The 16,575-nt window shown below is 32.3% G+C and carries 17 protein-coding genes; 13 read left to right on the forward strand and 4 right to left on the reverse strand.

The window, feature by feature from the left end; all coding sequences use genetic code 11:
* The first annotated feature begins 60 nt into the window (after positions 1-60).
* Entirely contained in the window at positions 61-1,815 is a 1,755-nt protein-coding gene (locus tag BLQ66_RS01850; RefSeq protein WP_074520664.1) for an ATP-dependent nuclease, read from the forward strand.
* A gap of 268 nt (positions 1,816-2,083) precedes the next feature.
* Here the strand turns inward: BLQ66_RS01850 and BLQ66_RS01855 are convergent, their stop codons facing one another.
* Positions 2,084-2,608: a hypothetical protein gene (locus BLQ66_RS01855; protein ID WP_027438762.1), complete on the reverse strand. Its 525-nt coding sequence runs from the start codon at positions 2,606-2,608 to the stop codon at positions 2,084-2,086.
* Between the two features lie 3 nt (positions 2,609-2,611).
* Positions 2,612-2,845, reverse strand: a complete 234-nt coding sequence (locus tag BLQ66_RS01860) for a helix-turn-helix domain-containing protein (protein ID WP_074520665.1) — start codon at positions 2,843-2,845, stop codon at positions 2,612-2,614.
* A 148-nt stretch (positions 2,846-2,993) separates the two neighbouring features.
* Here BLQ66_RS01860 and BLQ66_RS12280 point away from each other — a divergent pair, with 148 nt between their 5' ends.
* The 9 genes from BLQ66_RS12280 to BLQ66_RS01905 all read left to right on the forward strand — a co-directional run bounded on the left by BLQ66_RS12280 (position 2,994) and on the right by BLQ66_RS01905 (position 10,963).
* A complete protein-coding gene (locus BLQ66_RS12280; protein ID WP_334292646.1) occupies positions 2,994-3,716 on the forward strand; it encodes a TRM11 family SAM-dependent methyltransferase in 723 nt (240 codons plus the stop codon).
* 93 nt (positions 3,717-3,809) lie between these two features.
* Positions 3,810-4,643: a DNA adenine methylase gene (locus BLQ66_RS01870; RefSeq protein ID WP_074520667.1), complete on the forward strand. Its 834-nt coding sequence runs from the start codon at positions 3,810-3,812 to the stop codon at positions 4,641-4,643.
* 13 nt (positions 4,644-4,656) lie between these two features.
* Positions 4,657-5,460 (forward strand): DNA-methyltransferase, encoded by an 804-nt coding sequence (locus BLQ66_RS01875; RefSeq protein WP_074520668.1) that lies wholly within the window; start codon positions 4,657-4,659, stop codon positions 5,458-5,460.
* A complete protein-coding gene (locus BLQ66_RS01880; RefSeq protein WP_074520669.1) occupies positions 5,450-6,313 on the forward strand; it encodes a type II restriction endonuclease in 864 nt (287 codons plus the stop codon). The genes BLQ66_RS01875 and BLQ66_RS01880 overlap by 11 nt, the downstream gene beginning before the upstream one ends.
* Positions 6,314-6,323: 10 nt before the next feature.
* Entirely contained in the window at positions 6,324-6,644 is a 321-nt protein-coding gene (locus tag BLQ66_RS01885; RefSeq protein WP_074520670.1) for a nucleotide pyrophosphohydrolase, read from the forward strand.
* A gap of 299 nt (positions 6,645-6,943) precedes the next feature.
* Positions 6,944-7,678, forward strand: a complete 735-nt coding sequence (gene tilS, locus BLQ66_RS01890; RefSeq protein WP_074520671.1) for a tRNA lysidine(34) synthetase TilS — start codon at positions 6,944-6,946, stop codon at positions 7,676-7,678.
* A 343-nt stretch (positions 7,679-8,021) separates the two neighbouring features.
* Positions 8,022-8,789 (forward strand): methyltransferase domain-containing protein, encoded by a 768-nt coding sequence (locus tag BLQ66_RS01895; RefSeq protein WP_074520672.1) that lies wholly within the window; start codon positions 8,022-8,024, stop codon positions 8,787-8,789.
* 138 nt (positions 8,790-8,927) lie between these two features.
* Positions 8,928-9,776 (forward strand): DegV family protein, encoded by an 849-nt coding sequence (locus BLQ66_RS01900; protein ID WP_074520673.1) that lies wholly within the window; start codon positions 8,928-8,930, stop codon positions 9,774-9,776.
* A 305-nt stretch (positions 9,777-10,081) separates the two neighbouring features.
* Positions 10,082-10,963: a radical SAM protein gene (locus tag BLQ66_RS01905; protein WP_083330223.1), complete on the forward strand. Its 882-nt coding sequence runs from the start codon at positions 10,082-10,084 to the stop codon at positions 10,961-10,963.
* 52 nt (positions 10,964-11,015) lie between these two features.
* Here the strand turns inward: BLQ66_RS01905 and BLQ66_RS01910 are convergent, their stop codons facing one another.
* The gene (locus BLQ66_RS01910) at positions 11,016-11,222 is read right to left on the reverse strand and encodes a helix-turn-helix transcriptional regulator (RefSeq protein ID WP_027430176.1); all 207 of its coding nucleotides are present in this window, start codon (positions 11,220-11,222) and stop codon (positions 11,016-11,018) included.
* A gap of 1 nt (position 11,223) precedes the next feature.
* Positions 11,224-11,529, reverse strand: a complete 306-nt coding sequence (locus BLQ66_RS01915) for a DUF6442 family protein (RefSeq protein WP_074520675.1) — start codon at positions 11,527-11,529, stop codon at positions 11,224-11,226.
* Positions 11,530-11,693: 164 nt separating this feature from the next.
* On the opposite strand from BLQ66_RS01915, the gene BLQ66_RS01920 reads away from it, so the two are divergent.
* From BLQ66_RS01920 to BLQ66_RS01930, 3 genes are all read left to right on the forward strand, one after another.
* Positions 11,694-14,618, forward strand: a complete 2,925-nt coding sequence (locus tag BLQ66_RS01920) for a DEAD/DEAH box helicase (RefSeq protein WP_074520676.1) — start codon at positions 11,694-11,696, stop codon at positions 14,616-14,618.
* Between the two features lie 101 nt (positions 14,619-14,719).
* A complete protein-coding gene (locus BLQ66_RS01925) occupies positions 14,720-15,127 on the forward strand; it encodes a (deoxy)nucleoside triphosphate pyrophosphohydrolase (RefSeq protein WP_074520677.1) in 408 nt (135 codons plus the stop codon).
* A gap of 313 nt (positions 15,128-15,440) precedes the next feature.
* On the forward strand, positions 15,441-16,574 hold the full coding sequence (locus tag BLQ66_RS01930; RefSeq protein WP_074520678.1) for a restriction endonuclease-related protein: 1,134 nt from the start codon (positions 15,441-15,443) through the stop codon (positions 16,572-16,574).
* Position 16,575 lies beyond the last annotated feature (1 nt).

The following is a 16,575-nucleotide window of genomic DNA, read 5'->3' on the forward strand; positions in this document are numbered from 1 at the left end:
TTGTGCAAAAAAAAGACATATGAAATAATATTAGATATATAATTATGAGGAGTAAATTAAATGATACGACTAGATGAGATTATAATAGCAAATTTTAGATCATTTAAAGATAGTAATAATAAGGTAACTAACCTTAATAAATTAAATGTTATGGTAGGAAAAAATAATGTTGGTAAAACAAATGTATTGAGGGCAATATATTTGTTTTTCAATCCAGAATCATATGATTATACAGTAGATCGTAACATGGTTAAACAAATAACATTTGGGGGTTCAAAAGAGCCTAAAATTACTATAACGTTTGTAGATGATGAGATTATAAGTGGTAAGCAATCTAAATATAAAATTGAATGCGATATCAATAAAATGTATGATGAAAAAAATGAGTGTTATTCGCTTAAAACAAAAAATGATGAGATTGGAAATAAGTTAGGTTCTCATAAAGAGATTAAGAAGTACTTGAAAAACAAATTTAAGTGTGTTTATCTTAGTACAACAGATGAAGATATTGATAAACAATCAGAGGAATTATTAAATGATCTGATTTTTAAATATTTCCGAAAACAAAGTAATAAAATAAAGAAAACAATTTCGAGTTTTGAACAAGCATATAAAGATTTAATGAATACGTTTGAAGATAATATAGAAATGATAGAAAATGATCTATCAGAGCAGTTTGATGACTTGTATGATGTTAAAATTGTACCAAAACTTTGTATTCAAAAGAACAAAGATTTGACTAATTTTTTATTAGAAAATATTAATCTTCAATTAGATGATTCATATGTTCAAGATATTGGGACAAAAGGTGCAGGTATACAAAGGGCATCTTTAATATTATTATACATATATTTACTGAACTATATATATGGCAATAAAAATAAAATAATTTTATTAGATGAACCTGAAGCTTTCTTATATCCACTTCTTGAAAGGAAAGTTAAAGAGCGCTTGGAGGAATCAGTTAAATCAGATAAATCTGGTAATATGCAGATTTTTATGACATCACATTCAAGAGTTTTTTTACAAGAAATGTTTAATTTAAATTATTCTTTTTTTTATTTAAGTCAAAAAAGAGAGGAAAAGAGTTATAAAAGAAGCCAAAATAAGACGGATATTAATAAATATACGTTAATTGAGAAAATGGATCGTCATAATAAAAACGAATTATTAAGAAATTATGGTTTGCTAGATGATATTAATGATTATGAATATGTTATTGTATGCGAAGGTGAAACGGATTGTAATTATATAAAATATATGTTGAAAGATAAAGAATTTATTCCTCAAATTAGATATGGAAAATATTCAGATGGTGTAGGCCCTAAGAGTAAAGATTTAAATTATAAAAATATTGGTAGAGGTGCTAGTGCAAGTCTTCCAATTTTGGCTTATTTAGATAATGTTAGTAAGGTGAAAAGAAAAGTATTTGTTCTTTTAGATGGTGATGCTGAGGGGAAAAAAACAAAAGATCAAATAAATAATGACAAATATCAAAACCTTGATATTAAAATAATGTGTATTCCCAATAATAAAGAAATAGAAGATATGGTTTTTGATAAAGAAACATATATAAATTTTGTTGTGAATGTATCATCTAGTATAAAAGAAAAAAAAGACATATTTGCAGATGCAATAAAGAATACTGACGATAAAGATTCAGTTATTAATCAAACAGAAAGCTTTATCAAATGCCATTGTAAAGGAGATACTAATATTAATAAAATCAAAAGTGATATTTCTCAAAAATGTGACGAAAGAATTATTTCAGATTGGTTTTTGAAAGAAATTGACCCATTTTTTTATAATGACTGATTAAATTAGTTGGTTAAAAATTTAAGAGTTGTAATAATCTCTTAATTGCTAAAAAAAATAAAGTAGAGTAAGAAAGAACCATTTGATATATAATAGATGGTTCTTTCTTATATAATGAATAAAATTGTAAAGGGGAAAATAAACAGATTGGGATTAATTACTATCACAATTATTATGCTCTATTATTCCTTAATGATGTATATAGCATTAAAAATTAGCTTCGATAATACAGAAAATTTTATAAAAGCGGTTCTTTAACATTTATTTATTATAATCCTAAAAAGGAAAGAGGAATTTGGTTATAGAAGTAATTACATCCTTTTTCCATAATATATTCAAGAATATCTTTATATTGTTCTTTTTTAAACCAGTCATTGAATACATATAAATATTCAACTGAATAGTTGATTGGATTACAAAGTTTTTCATATTCTTTCTTTTTGAATTCGCATGATGCAAGTTTTTCATCTACTGAACCAGGTGAATTTTGAAATTTTTTTTCAATTATATATACAGTTTTAGTTTTATAATTTATGAAACAATCGTCAGGAAGCCATTTTTTTGAATTATAGGTTTTATAATTAACATTGTTAGGAATTAAAAAGTTATTATAAAACTTATATTTTTCTACTGATAAACCACAAAGAGAATTATTAGAATCAAGAACTTGGTGATTTGAAATGGTATAACCAAGTGCTATTAGTGCATCATTTAATAGAGTACCTTGTTCAAAAGAAAGTCCATTTACATTAGTTTGAGATCCACCTCCGTGTGTGTTTATATTTCTTGGCATAAACTACCTCCTTACAAAAAAATCACAAATATCAACCGTTAGAGTGTTTGCGATATGATTCAAAACAGATATAGACAAACTTTTGTTACAACCAGATGCTTCTATTTTGGAAATATAACTTATGCTTATTTGTACTAATTCTGCTAGTTGTACTTGAGTTAAACCGGCTTTTTCTCTGTAGTATTTTATGTTTGAACCGATGGTTTTATATAAATCTGCATCGTTTGAAAACTTCATATAAAACTCCTTTCACTATATGTGAATATTATACAGTTAATATCATTTATCATAAATTCACTTATAGTGAAAGCTAAATATTATATAGACAAATAGAAATAATAGGTGTACTATTAAAATCTCAGTTTAAACAAAGGAGGAAATAATTATAGAATTACAACCGAACAGCTTTAGCCCAGAGCAGACAACGATTTGGTCTTTTCCAGACCGAGGGAAATGGGCAACACATTCAGGAAGATATAGGGGAAATTGGTCACCATATGTACCAAGAAATCTTATACTTCGTTATTCTAAACCAGGAGACTGGATTCTTGATCAATTTTTAGGTAGTGGAACAACATTAGTTGAAGCAAAATTACTTAATCGAAATGCGGTAGGAATAGATATTAATCCGCAATCAATTTCTTTATCAGAAACAAATCTAAATTTTAAGTGTGAAACACAATCGAAGATTTTTGTAAGAAAAGGAGACGCTACAGATCTATCTTTTATTAAGGATGATAAAATTGATTTTATTTGTACGCATCCGCCATATTCAAACATTATAAAATATAGTACTGACATCAATGGAGATCTTTCTTTATTAGATGAAGATGCTTTCTTTAAAGCAATTAACAAAGTTGCAAAGGAGGCTTATAGAGTTTTAAAAAAAGGAAAATATTGCGCTGTTATGATAGGAGATAAGAGATATCGAGGAAATATAGTACCTTTAGGTTTTACATTGATGCAGAAATATTTAGATGTAGGATTTAAACTAAAGGAAATTATTATTAAAGAACAGCATAATTGTAAATCTACAACTAAATGGATTGGAGTTAAAAGGAATTTTTTAATGTTGGCTCATGAATATATTTTTATCTTTTATAAATGATAAAGTTTCACATAAAGTGAAAGCTTGCATTGATAATATTCGACCTTTTTCGTATAATAAAAAACAGAAGTGTAAATAGAAAGAGGAGAAAAAATGTTAGAAAATAAAATAGCACCATTCGTTAAATGGGCTGGTGGAAAAAGACAATTACTTGATAAGATAATAGAAAGAATGCCTAAAGCATATAACAATTATTATGAGCCTTTTATTGGAGGAGGAGCTGTATTATTTGAATTACAACCAGAGAAAGCTGTAATCAACGATATTAATTTTTCATTGATAAATACATATAGAACAATTGCAAATAAACCTATGGAGTTTATTGCATATGTAAACAAATTGGACTCTGAATTAGGTGATAATGCTAAAGAATATTATTATTCATTGAGACAGCATTATAATGATAAACTAATGAAGGAAGAATTTGATGTTGAATTAGCAGCTTTATTTGTTTTTATTAATAAGCATTGTTTTAATGGATTATATAGAGTAAATGGTAAAGGATTATTTAATGTGCCATATAACAATAGTAAAAAGGCCTCAATTAATGAAGAATCAATATTAGCTGTGTCTGAATATTTAAAAGATGTAACTATTTTACAAGGTGATTTTGAAGATGCATGTAGAAATGCTCAAAAAGGAGATTTTATATTTTTTGATAGTCCATATGCACCATTAAATCCGACATCATTTGAAGCGTATACAAAAGAAGGATTTGATGTAGAAAGTCATGAAAGACTTGCAAGGTTATTTGATGAATTAACAGATAGAGGCTGTTATTGTATGCTTACAAATCATAATACAGAATTTATAAATGAATTATATGGGAACAAAGGTTATAGAATAGATGTTGTAAGTGTAAAAAGAATGATTAATTCAGATGCCTCAAAACGTACTGGAGAAGAAGTTATTATATGTAATTACTAGGAGGCGTGATTTGATGGAAAGATTACTAGGTGTAAAACAAAAATATTTCTATGAAAATTCGTCGACACAAATAATACATGGAGATTCACTTCAGATTCTAAGAAAAATAAAGCCAGAAAGTATTGATATGATTTTTGCAGATCCGCCATATTTTTTGAGCAATGATGGAATTACATGCAGTGGTGGGCATATGGTTTCTGTGAATAAAGGTGAATGGGATAAAATCGGTAATGGTTCAACAAATGTATTAGATAAACATAAATTTAATAGGAAGTGGATAAAGCTTTGTAAGAGAATTCTTAAGCCCAATGGAAGTATATGGATTTCAGGAACATATCACAATATTTATTCAATCGGAATGGCATTGGAACAAGAAGGATTTAAAATTATTAATAATATAACATGGCAAAAAACTAACCCACCACCTAATTTAGCATGTAGATGTTTTACTCATTCAACGGAAACAATCTTATGGGCACAGAAGGATGAGAAGAAGGCTCATCACTTTTTTAATTATGAGCTAATGAAAGAGCAAAATGGTGGTAAGCAGATGAAAGATGTTTGGACAGGAAGTTTAACAAAACCATCTGAAAAGAAAGCTGGAAAACATCCTACACAAAAACCAGAATATTTACTAGAAAGAATAATTCATGCTTCAACTAAGCCGGGAGATATTGTACTTGACCCTTTTTGCGGTTCAGGAACAACTGGTGTTGTAGCTAATAGATATGGAAGAAATTTTATAGGCATTGACATAGAGGAAGAATATTTGAATATTACAAAATCAAGAATTGAGGTGGAATTAAATGAACAATAGAGATTTTGACGAATGGATTGATAAATTTAGAGCGAGTATATCAGGTTATGACTACTATATTGATTTTAATAAAGTAGTTGATAATGTAGAAATGATAAAAGTGGAGTTAAATATTCTGAATACACTTATAGGTTCTAATAATATCGAAAGTGATTTTGAAACAATTATTGCAAGATATCCTGAAACATTAAAATGTATTCCGTTATTACTTGCAGTGAGAAAAAATGAAATATATGCACAGGATGAAGATGGTAGTTTTTTGTATAATTTTAAAAAAATGAATTATTCAATTGAACAATACAAGGTATTTATGCGTAAAACTGGTTTGTTTGATATGATTGCTAATCATCTTGTAAATAATTTAGTGGATTATGCATTAGGTGTTGAAACTGGTTTGGATTCTAATGGCAGAAAAAATAGGGGTGGTCATCAAATGGAAAATTTGATTGAGAAATATATTAAATCTGCTGGATTTGAAAAGGGTAAAAATTATTATAAAGAAATGAATCTTTCAGCAATAGAGGAAAAGTGGGGTATTGATTTAGGTGCGATTTCTAATAATAGTAAAGCTGAAAAAAGATTTGATTTTGTTGTAAAGACAGAAAATATGATTTATGCAATTGAAACTAATTTTTATGGAGGTACAGGTTCTAAATTAGGGGAAACAGCTAGAAGTTATAAATTACTTTCTCTAGAGTCTGATACAATTGATGGTTTTACTTTTGTTTGGTTTACTGATGGCTTAGGTTGGAAATCTACAAAGGGTAATCTAAGAGAAACATTTGATGTTATGGAACATCTTTATAGTATTGATGATATTGAGAAAGGAATTATGAAGACTATTTTTAAGTAAGGATATTAAAATGAAACAAGAAACAATTAATCGTATTAGAAAATTTTCAGATGATCGCGATTGGAACCAGTTCCACGCACCAGCAAATCTAGCAAAGTCAGTTGTCATTGAGGCAGCAGAGCTTTTAGAGTGCTTTCAGTGGGATAACGATAATTACGATTTACAAAGCGTTAAAGAAGAGCTTGCAGATGTGCTAATTTGTAGTCAACAGCTATTAGATAAGCTAGGTCTTGATGCAGATGAAATCGTAAATATGAAGATGTCACAGAATGAAGCAAAGTACCCGGTTGAGAAAGCTAAGGGTAAGGCTTTAAAGTACGACCAGCTTTAAAATTTGCTAAAAATAGAGATTTTAATTATATCATCATGGAATTCAATTATATCATTTTGGAAAAAATGATATAATTGAACATATATAAATGTATAAAAAAATAAAGAAAAATATATTAAGAGGCTTTGTTATTATATTTTTAGTAATAAAGTCTCTTGTTTTAATTTTATTATTTATGAGTAATTTGATTAAGTTAATGAATTGCTCTTGTATATCCTTGTTGAATACAAACTATATTTATGAGATTATATTTATAAGTGATACGCGACAACTTAAGAACATATAAAAGGAGAGTAAAAATGTTTACACCAGAAGTAATTGAACAGTTACAATACTATGTATATCGTTTAATAGATCCAAGAAATGGGCAGACTTTTTATGTTGGTAAAGGAAAAGGCAATCGTGTGTTTGCTCATGTTGAGGGCGCATTAAAAAATTACAAAGGTCAGAAATTTGAGGATAAAGATGAAGATGAAGTTTCAGCAAAAATTCAACAGATAAGAGAAATCAAAAATGCTGGATTAGAGGTCATACATATAATTCAAAGATATGGTTTAACAGAGAAGGAAGCCTTTGAAGTTGAAGCTGCATTAATCGATGTTTACGGCGAATTAACAAATCTTCAAAATGGGCATAATTCAGATAGAGGAGTTAATAATGCAATTGTATTACAGCGCGATTTATCATGCGAAGAATATGAAGAGCCAGATTTTAAATACATTATGATAAAGATTAATAACAGAGTTTTAGAAGAACGAAACTATGATATTTACGAAACAGTTAGAAGTGCATGGAAAGTAAAACTAGAACGAGTTAAAAAGTATAAGTATTGTTTAGCTGTTATTAATGGTGTAGTTAGAGGAGTTTATGAAATAGAGGGATGGCAAGATGATACACTTCAATTACGTTCTGGTAGATTTGAATTTTATGGACATGAAGCCACAAAGGATATAAAGAATATTTTTATAAACAAGAAAATTCCAGCTAAATATAGGAAAAAAGGAATGGCATCGCCAGTACTTTATAGTAAATAGTAGATTTCGATAAATTAGAGGGGTAAAAACATAAAAGATAAAACTACATACTTATCAGAAAAAGTAAATTCCATAAAGGATAGAGTAAAACAGTTGATGGAGCTTGATAAAAATGTAAAACCAGACGAAAGACTTCAATCTAATCCGACAATCAAGAAGATGCAAAATGAATACAAGAACAAAAAAGATAAGGAGATAAGAACTTTTTAAGAAGCGCAGTAGAAGATAGGGCTTACATTTTGTCCATTTAATGCTATAATAAGCTTAATAGATAAATTTTTAGAGGAAAACGCGGACAGGATAATCCGCCAAATAACAAGACTTTACTTAGGGGGATAGGCTTATGAAGGCTAATTACGAGAATTGGATGCCTAAAAATCTTATTTTTTCTAGCTTTGCAGCGTGCTTGATTTCGGCATATCTGGCCTACGAGGGCTACGTCAAGGAGATGAAGGCGCTGACCATTCTTTTTGCCATTGTTACTTTGCTACTTTTGGCGCTGACTTGCTGGGGAATTCTACTTTACAGGGCATTTTCTTATGACGGAAAAAGGCAGCTATCAAGGCAAATTATCGAGGGAACTGCAAGTTACCTAAAGGACATCAAGGGCGATATTTTGGATGTAGGCTGCGGCAGCGGGGCGCTGGCTATTGCGGTGGCTAAGAATAATCCCGATGCCAATATTTTCGGGGTCGATAGATGGGGTAGAGAATATGCTGCATTTTCAAAGGCATTATGTGAGGAAAATGCGAGAATAGAGGGAGTTGCAAACACTTGCTTTATTGAAGGCAATGCCGTGAGGTTGCTTTACGAGGATGAACGTTTTGATGCCATCGTTAGCAATTACGTCTACCACAACATCACCGGAGTAAACAAGCAGGAGCTAATTCTAGAGAGCCTTCGAACCCTGAAGAAAGGCGGAACTTTCGTAATTCACGATGTTATGTCTAAGAGACGTTTTGGCAACATGGAGGGCTTTGCTAAGAAGCTAAAAGCTATTGGTTATCAGGATGTAAGGCTTATTCGAACCGACGATGGCTTGTTTATGACAAAGGCAGAGGCAAGACTTTATGGACTCACTGGTTCCACAATCTTAATAGGGATAAAGTAACGAATACAGATTAAAAAATATAAAGTGTCTTTTTTACTATATGGCGTGGCCCTAGTGGTTGCGCCTTTTTCTTTTACTTTACATTGCATGATTTGCGTTCTAAAATTATATATAGGTCTAATGAAACGGAGGGGAAATATGATAAAAATTATTTCTGATATTACTTGCGACTTATCACAGGAACTTTTGAATAAATACGACATTGACATTTTGCCACTTCACGTGGTTATGGGCGAGGAGGAGTACATCGACGGCACCAATATAAGCCCTGATGAAATCTATCTTTGGTCCGATGAGCACAAGGAAACACCTAAAACTTCCGCAGTGGGAATTGAGGAAGCTATTAATCTTTTTAGAAAATATACTGATGCCGGAGACGAAATCATTGCCTTTGCAATTTCTGAGGATATGTCCACAACTGCCAATGTTATGCGTATTGCAGCAGAAGAGTTAGAAAAGGAAGATAAGATTCATGTCATAGACTCTATGAATCTTTCAACAGGTGTGGGGCATCTTGTAGTGGAGGCTGCTATTATGGCTAAAAATGGCGAATCTGCCGAAACTATCGTAAATGAAATTGAAAAAATGCGACATCGTGTAAGAGCAAGTTTCGTAATCGACACTTTAGTTTATCTTCAAAGGGGTGGCAGATGTTCAAGTGTTGCAGCTATCGCCGGCGGCTTACTAAAGCTCCACCCAAAGATTGTTGTGGAAAATGGAAAGATGATCGCTAGTAAAAAGTATAGAGGTAGCATCGATTCTGCAATTTTAAAATATGTTGCTGACCTAGAACCAGAACTAGCTAAGGCAAAAAAAGATAGAGTATTTATCACACATTCCGGTTGTGATGAAGAGCTAATTGGAAAGGTAAGAGAAAAACTAGAAGCCCTAAATAGATTTGATGAGATTTTGGTAACAAGAGCTGGAAGCGTAATTTCAAGCCACTGTGGGCCAGGAACACTTGGGGTGTTATTTATAGAGGAGTAAAGTGGGATTTTTGTATGTCACAAGTTATTGACATATGGATCATAAGGAATTATAATAAGACCACATAGAAAAAGAAATTGTCTTTTGCGGAGCGGCATTGTAGCGATATGATGTTTGCTCTGATTTTTTTTGCCCAATTTACATCTTAACAAAATCTAAATTATTTCAATATAACATGAATTAAAAAAAACACGGTACTATATTACGCAATTCTCCAATTTTGATACTATGTATCTTTATACTGCGTACTTGTTGAAAATGAATTGTAATACTATAATTTTCCTATAGATATAAGGAGAAAAATTATGAAAATTAAGGACATTGATGTTAAGAGTGTAATGACAAGATCGAATCTACCAGTATCGGATTTTTCAGTAAATACCTATATTGGCTGCGAGCACGCTTGTAAGTATTGCTATGCTTCTTTTATGAAGCGTTTTACTAATCATCCAGAACCTTGGGGCGAATTTGTTGATATTAAGCATTGGCCAGATATAAAAAATGCAAGCAAATACGCAGGGAAAGAGGCTTTCTTTGGTTCTGCCACTGATTGTTATCAGCCTTGTGAAAAAGAATATAAAAGAACAAGAAAGCTACTTGAAGAGCTAAAGGGAAGCGGAATTAGGCTTAGTATTGCAACTAAGTCGGACTTGGTTTTGCGAGATCTTGACTTGATTCGCACTTTCCCTAAGGCTAGAGTTTCATTTTCCATAAACACCTTAGATGAGGAATTTAAGGATGAAATGGATGCGGCAGTTAGTATAAAGCGTCGCCTTGCTGCCATGAAGGAGATTTATGATGCGGGAATTGAGACTACTTGCTTTATATCTCCTATATTTCCTGGCATCACAGATCCTATTGAAATCATTGAGGCGGCCAAGGATAGATGCAACTTGGTTTGGCTTGAAAATCTTAATCTACGCGGAGATTATAGAGTGCGAATCCTTGATTGGATACATGAAAATCATCCAGAGCTTGATAGCCTTTATAAGGAAATTTACTCTACGAAGAGCCGCCAGTACTGGATTGACCTAGATGATAGAATAAGGGCTTATACAGCCAAGGAAAATATGCTCTACCTTAGAGACGACGACGGCCATAGGGCAGACTTTGGCAAGCCACCCGTTGTGGTGAATTATTTTTATCACGAAGAGGTGAAGAAGTCGGCTAAGAAGGGGAAAGTTTAACTCAGTCGGAGTACAAGCTCCGTAAAGATAAACAGCACATGAGGACCTAATTCTAGAAATAGAATAGGTCCTCGAATTTTTTATCCATTGCTATACATAAAAGTAAAGCAAGTTTTGCAGTTGGGTTAAATTGTCCTGTTTCAATAGAGCTAATGGTGTTTCTTGAAACACCCACCATCTTAGCAAGTGCGGCCTGAGAAAGTCCAAGCTCAGCTCTTGCCTCTTTAACGTGATTCTTTAATTCTAATTTATCATCCATATTAACGTTCCATAATGAAACGAATTATTGCCAAAACACAAAGTACAAACATTAGGATAGCAAAAAATAAATCGTCTCCCTTTCTAGTTTTATAATAACGGTATGCCATAGATGCACATACTGATCCACAAGTTACAATGATTAAGTCAGTGGTAGGTTGTCCACTCTGGCTTCTTAGGAATGTGAATAATGCAGTTAACACTGCCATTACACCATATGCATAGCGAAAAGAATGGTCTTTAACAATTTCTTCCCTTTCATCAACATTTTCCATCTGGGCCTTTTTTAAAATTTCTTCTTTGTTCATAAATATCTCCTCCATGATGCCAAGTTTTCTTTGCAAGGATAATTATAGAACTGCCAAGTTTACTTGTTAATAAAAAGAAGAAAAAACATAATTTATTTGCACTAAATATGTAGTATAATAAAATACAGCAAACATCTAGAAAGACATTAAAAGAGAGGGAATTTATGATAGAGGAAATTAGAAGAGGCTTTGAAACTGCATACATTAACGGTTCCGTTGTTTCCAACGAAAGTTTCAGACCACAATTCGTGTCTAATAATTACAAAGAGGGAAAGAAAGTTATTTCATCTATCGAGAACGAGCTTCGAGTGTGCGATAGCTTTCAAATCAGCGTTGCCTTCATTACTAGAAGTGGCATAACTCCCCTATTATCAATCCTAAAGGAGCTAGAAGATAAGAACATTCCGGGACAGATTTTAACAACGGATTATCTTAATTTTAGCGAACCGCAGGCTCTTGAAACAATCCATAAGTTAAAGAATATAGAATTGAAAATGTATCACGTAGAAGAGGGTAGAGAAGGATTTCACACTAAGGGATACATTTTCAAAAAAGAAGAAATCTATCGAATAATTATCGGTAGCGCAAACCTTACAGCATCCGCTCTCACTAAGAATATCGAGTGGAATACTAAGTTAGTTTCCACTGAAGATGGTGAGATGACAAGGCAGATAATTGGCGAGTTTAATAGCCTTTGGAACTCTAAGGAGGCTATGGGCTACGATGATTTTATTGAGAATTATAAAGAGAAGTATCAAATCATTAGCAAGCAACGTCAGATTGCTAAGGCGGATGAGTTGGTATCTTTGGAAAAATATAAACTCGAACCTAACAGCATGCAAACTGGCTTTATTACTAACCTCAGAAAGATTTTAGATAGGTCTGAATCTAACGGAGATAAGGAAACTAGGGCGTTGCTAATTTCTGCCACAGGTACTGGAAAGACTTATGCTTCAGCTTTTGCCATGCGTGAGCTGGGTTTTAAGAGAGTTTTATTCCTTGTGCATCGTGAGCAGATTTTAAAGCAGGCTAGAAAGTCTTATAAAAAGGTTTTGGAAAAATCTGTTAGCACCGGAATTTTATCGGGAAATCATAAGGATTACGACGCCGACTATTTGTTTTCAACGGTTCAGACTATGAGTAGGGATGATATTTTAGAAAAGTTTGATATAGATAGCTTTGATTGTGTGATTATTGATGAGACTCACAAAGCGGGTGCGCCAACTTATCAGAAAATCATGGACTACTTCAAACCTAGATTATTCCTAGGAATGACAGCATCCCCTGAGAGAACTGATGGCTTTGATATTTACAAGCTTTTCGACCATAACATTGCTTATGAAATTCGCTTGAATCAAGCCTTAGAGGAGGATTTGCTCTGCCCATTCCACTATTTTGGAATTTCTGATTTATCTGTTGATGGTCATTTGATTGATGACAACACTGCTTTTAATCATCTAACTTCAAAAGCTAGAGTGGATCACATTTTGGAGCAGGCAAATTATTACGGTCATTCTGGAAACAGGGTTAAGGGCCTTATTTTCTGCTCAAGAAACGAAGAGGCGAAGCAGCTTTCAGAGGAATTTAATAAGCGTGGGCTAAACACACTTGCTCTTTCTGGCGAGACTTCAGAAGAGGACCGAGAGGCAGCAGTTGCCAGACTTGAGATGGATGGTTTTGAAGAAAATGGACATAAGGCGCTAGATTACATTTTCACAGTAGATATCTTTAACGAAGGTGTGGATATTCCGGAAGTTAATCAAGTTATCATGCTTAGACCAACCCAGTCAGCTATTATCTTTGTTCAGCAGCTTGGTCGTGGACTTAGAAAAGCGGACAATAAAGAGTATGTGGTTGTGCTTGATTTTATCGGTAATTACAATAACAACTTCCTAATTCCTATTGCCCTTTCAGGTGATAGAAGCTACAACAAGGATACTATTAGAAAGTATGTAAGAGAAGGCTCAAGGGTGATTCCTGGTTGTTCAACAATACATTTTGACGAGATAACAAGAAAGCAGATTTATGAGTCTATCGATAAGATGACAACGAAAAAGAAGATGCTTTCAGAAAAATATTATCAGATGAAATATAGACTTGGCAGGGTTCCAAGCGTGCTTGATTTCTATAATCATGGCGAAGTTGACCCAATGCTTTTTATAAAATATTCTGGTTCTTACTACGAATTTGTTAAGAGCGTGGATAAGGATTACGGAATTGTTTTTAATAAGGAGCAGATTGATACAATCAAGTTTGTATCTAACTTAATTGTAGATGGAAAGCGAATTCACGAGCTTTTGATGCTTAAGTCTATAATAGATAATGGAAGTATTGATAGGTCCGATTTTATCAAAAAATTGGAGTCGCAAAATGAGGTCTTTAAAGAGGCGGATTATGAATCGGCCCTAAGACTTATTACAGGCGAATTCCTATCAGGTGCAGATAAGAATAATTACAAAGATGTTGAGCTTGTTGATATGCGGAATTTCAATGTAAATTTTTTAAAACGAGAGACAGCATTTTTTAATATTTTACATGATATTTATTTTAAAAATGAGCTGGAAAACCTCATAGAATATGGCTTTAGAAGATACGAGGACATCTATAAAAATCACGATGACAACAACCTTGTTCTCTATGAAAAATATTCTAGAAAGGATGTCTGCCGTCTCATGAACTGGGATAAGGACGAGAGTTCAACTATGTATGGTTATAGAATTAAGCATAATACTTGCCCAATTTTTATAACCTATGAGAAGAAGGACGATATTTCGGAAAGTACAAAATACGAGGACCAGTTCATAAATCAGCGAGTATTTAGCTGGATGACAAGATCTAGAGTAACTCTTGAAAAAGATGAGGCACAGAGTATTATTAACTATAAGGATAATGACCTTAAAATCTGCCTTTTTATTAAGAAGAGCGATGGCGAGGGTTCGGACTTTTATTATATGGGAAATGTAAAGCCTATCGAATGGCAGCAAAAGACCATCAAGAATGACAAAGGCCAAGATTTGCCAATAGTAAATTTCTTGTTTAGTCTTGATAGAGAAGTTCGAGAGGACATCTACGAATATTTGATAAGCTAGTTTTGAATAAAAAAGACATAAGAAATAACTAGTTATTTTTGAACAAAAAGGACGTAAAGATTATTTGGTAACTTTTGAATAAAATAGACATGGGAGGATATATGAAAACTATTAGAGTAGTGGCAGCAGTCATAAAAGATAAAAACGCCAACGGTGATCCAATCATCTTTGCAACTCAAAGAGGATATGGTGATTTAAAGGGCGGCTGGGAATTCCCAGGCGGAAAGATTGAAGAAGGTGAAACAGCTAAGGAAGCCCTTCGTCGTGAAATCATGGAAGAGCTTGATACTAAGATAAAGGTAGGAGACTTGATCGATACCATAGAATACGACTACCCAACATTCCATCTTTCAATGGATTGCTTTTGGTCAGAGATTGAAGAAGGCGACTTAGTTCTTAAGGAACATGAAGCCGCAAAGTGGTTAACTAAGGAACATCTAGATGAGGTGGCATGGTTGCCAGCAGATGTGACATTGATTGAGAAGATAAGAGAAGAGATTTCAACATAGAATTTTAAGGACATGTAGTTTGACTGCATGTTCTTTTTTAATTATTTCTAAATTTCCTCTTGTAAACACTAAAAATATTTATTATTATGAAACCGTACATGAACAACAGAATACCGCGAATTTGAATGCAGTACTACTGCATTTATAAGAGACTAGCAGAAGTGGATTTTACAAGTCCACCCTATAATTTGTATTGTATTTTGCTAGCTTTTCGTATCGTATCTATTGTTCTTTGAAATCATATAAATTTATATTTATAGGTATTGTTTTCAAAGAATTTTTTTATTTTAGGGACAATATCAGAAAGGACAGAATGATGACGAAAGAAATTATTGAGAAAGATCTTATTGACCTTCGAAAAGCAATGGCTTTAATTATCTATGGAGTTTATGAAAAAGAGAGAATTAAAAAAGAGAATAAATATCCCTATAGTCCTCGTCTTAAACATGGTATGGATATGTTTTTTAGGCTAGCCCTAAAATACGACAATTCTTTTGACCTAAGAACTGCATATGAAACAGCCTTTATAAGAAATTATGCTATGAAGCCAGTTAGTGAGTGGTTCGAAAATTGGAATGCAATAATCCTCAGCAAAATAAAAGAGAACAGCTATTATTATTTAGATGCCTTAGTGGAGGATACAGGTTCTAATACCTATCATATATCCGAAGCTACAGAAGATTATTTAAATCTTTTGGAGAGTGATTTAATAGCAGGATTAGATCAAAAAATTATATACGAGAAACTAATTAAACTAGACCAAGAGGATTATGTAAAAGTAAGAAAATTTATAATTGAAAATCCTATTGCAGATTTAAAAGATCTTAGGAAATTTAAAATGGGCAAAAGTGATTTAGTTGTGGAAATAATAAATTCTGCTTATGAAGGATTTGATTATGGACATTACGTATGTCCTAGGTGTGGTTGGACAATTAAAGAAATTAATGGCATTTATAAATGTCAAAACCAAGATTGTACTAAATCGAATTTTTCTTTTGAAAAGCTAGAACTAATTGAGGAATATAATGATAAATTACGCCTTAAAAGAGGAGTCATGAAATATATTGCAGATCCTGGAAAGTTAGAACTTGAGATTTTTAATTATTGTAAAGAGAAAAAAGTAGACTGCTTTTTGTGGCCTGATATGGATAGTTTTGACATTTTATTAGAATTTAAAAATGGAAAAAAGTGGGCAGTGGATGCAAAGGCCGTAAAACAACCAGAAGCTTTAAGAGAAAGTATAGCAAATGACTACATTTTCCCAGAAGTTGTAAAGAATCATGATAAGTCTTTTTATGTTATTCCGGATAGTTATTATGATGAGAGAAAGGACTATTTGACTGTTATTAATAGAACTCTAAATATTCTTTATGGAGAAAATTATTCTGAAAGAGTTGAATGTATCAGATTAAAGGATTTAAAGAGTCTTATAAGAAAGGAAATATAAA

This window comes from Lachnospira pectinoschiza (assembly GCF_900103815.1).
In the GTDB taxonomy this organism is placed as follows: Bacteria; Bacillota; Clostridia; order Lachnospirales; family Lachnospiraceae; genus Lachnospira; species Lachnospira pectinoschiza_B.

What these genes read in the sequence shown, in the direction of transcription:
- BLQ66_RS01850 (WP_074520664.1), top strand. Translation starts at nt 61, where the DNA reads ATGATACGACTAGATGAGATTATAATAGCAAATTTTAGATCATTTAAA.
- BLQ66_RS01875 (WP_074520668.1), top strand. Translation starts at nt 4,657, where the DNA reads ATGGAAAGATTACTAGGTGTAAAACAAAAATATTTCTATGAAAATTCG.
- BLQ66_RS01900 (WP_074520673.1), top strand. Translation starts at nt 8,928, where the DNA reads ATGATAAAAATTATTTCTGATATTACTTGCGACTTATCACAGGAACTT.
- BLQ66_RS01860 (WP_074520665.1), bottom strand. Translation starts at nt 2,845, where the DNA reads ATGAAGTTTTCAAACGATGCAGATTTATATAAAACCATCGGTTCAAAC.
- BLQ66_RS01880 (WP_074520669.1), top strand. Translation starts at nt 5,450, where the DNA reads ATGAACAATAGAGATTTTGACGAATGGATTGATAAATTTAGAGCGAGT.
- BLQ66_RS01920 (WP_074520676.1), top strand. Translation starts at nt 11,694, where the DNA reads ATGATAGAGGAAATTAGAAGAGGCTTTGAAACTGCATACATTAACGGT.
- tilS (WP_074520671.1), top strand. Translation starts at nt 6,944, where the DNA reads ATGTTTACACCAGAAGTAATTGAACAGTTACAATACTATGTATATCGT.
- BLQ66_RS01915 (WP_074520675.1), bottom strand. Translation starts at nt 11,529, where the DNA reads ATGAACAAAGAAGAAATTTTAAAAAAGGCCCAGATGGAAAATGTTGAT.
- BLQ66_RS01905 (WP_083330223.1), top strand. Translation starts at nt 10,082, where the DNA reads ATGAAAATTAAGGACATTGATGTTAAGAGTGTAATGACAAGATCGAAT.
- BLQ66_RS01885 (WP_074520670.1), top strand. Translation starts at nt 6,324, where the DNA reads ATGAAACAAGAAACAATTAATCGTATTAGAAAATTTTCAGATGATCGC.
- BLQ66_RS01870 (WP_074520667.1), top strand. Translation starts at nt 3,810, where the DNA reads ATGTTAGAAAATAAAATAGCACCATTCGTTAAATGGGCTGGTGGAAAA.
- BLQ66_RS01910 (WP_027430176.1), bottom strand. Translation starts at nt 11,222, where the DNA reads ATGGATGATAAATTAGAATTAAAGAATCACGTTAAAGAGGCAAGAGCT.
- BLQ66_RS01855 (WP_027438762.1), bottom strand. Translation starts at nt 2,608, where the DNA reads ATGCCAAGAAATATAAACACACACGGAGGTGGATCTCAAACTAATGTA.
- BLQ66_RS01895 (WP_074520672.1), top strand. Translation starts at nt 8,022, where the DNA reads ATGAAGGCTAATTACGAGAATTGGATGCCTAAAAATCTTATTTTTTCT.
- BLQ66_RS01930 (WP_074520678.1), top strand. Translation starts at nt 15,441, where the DNA reads ATGATGACGAAAGAAATTATTGAGAAAGATCTTATTGACCTTCGAAAA.
- BLQ66_RS01925 (WP_074520677.1), top strand. Translation starts at nt 14,720, where the DNA reads ATGAAAACTATTAGAGTAGTGGCAGCAGTCATAAAAGATAAAAACGCC.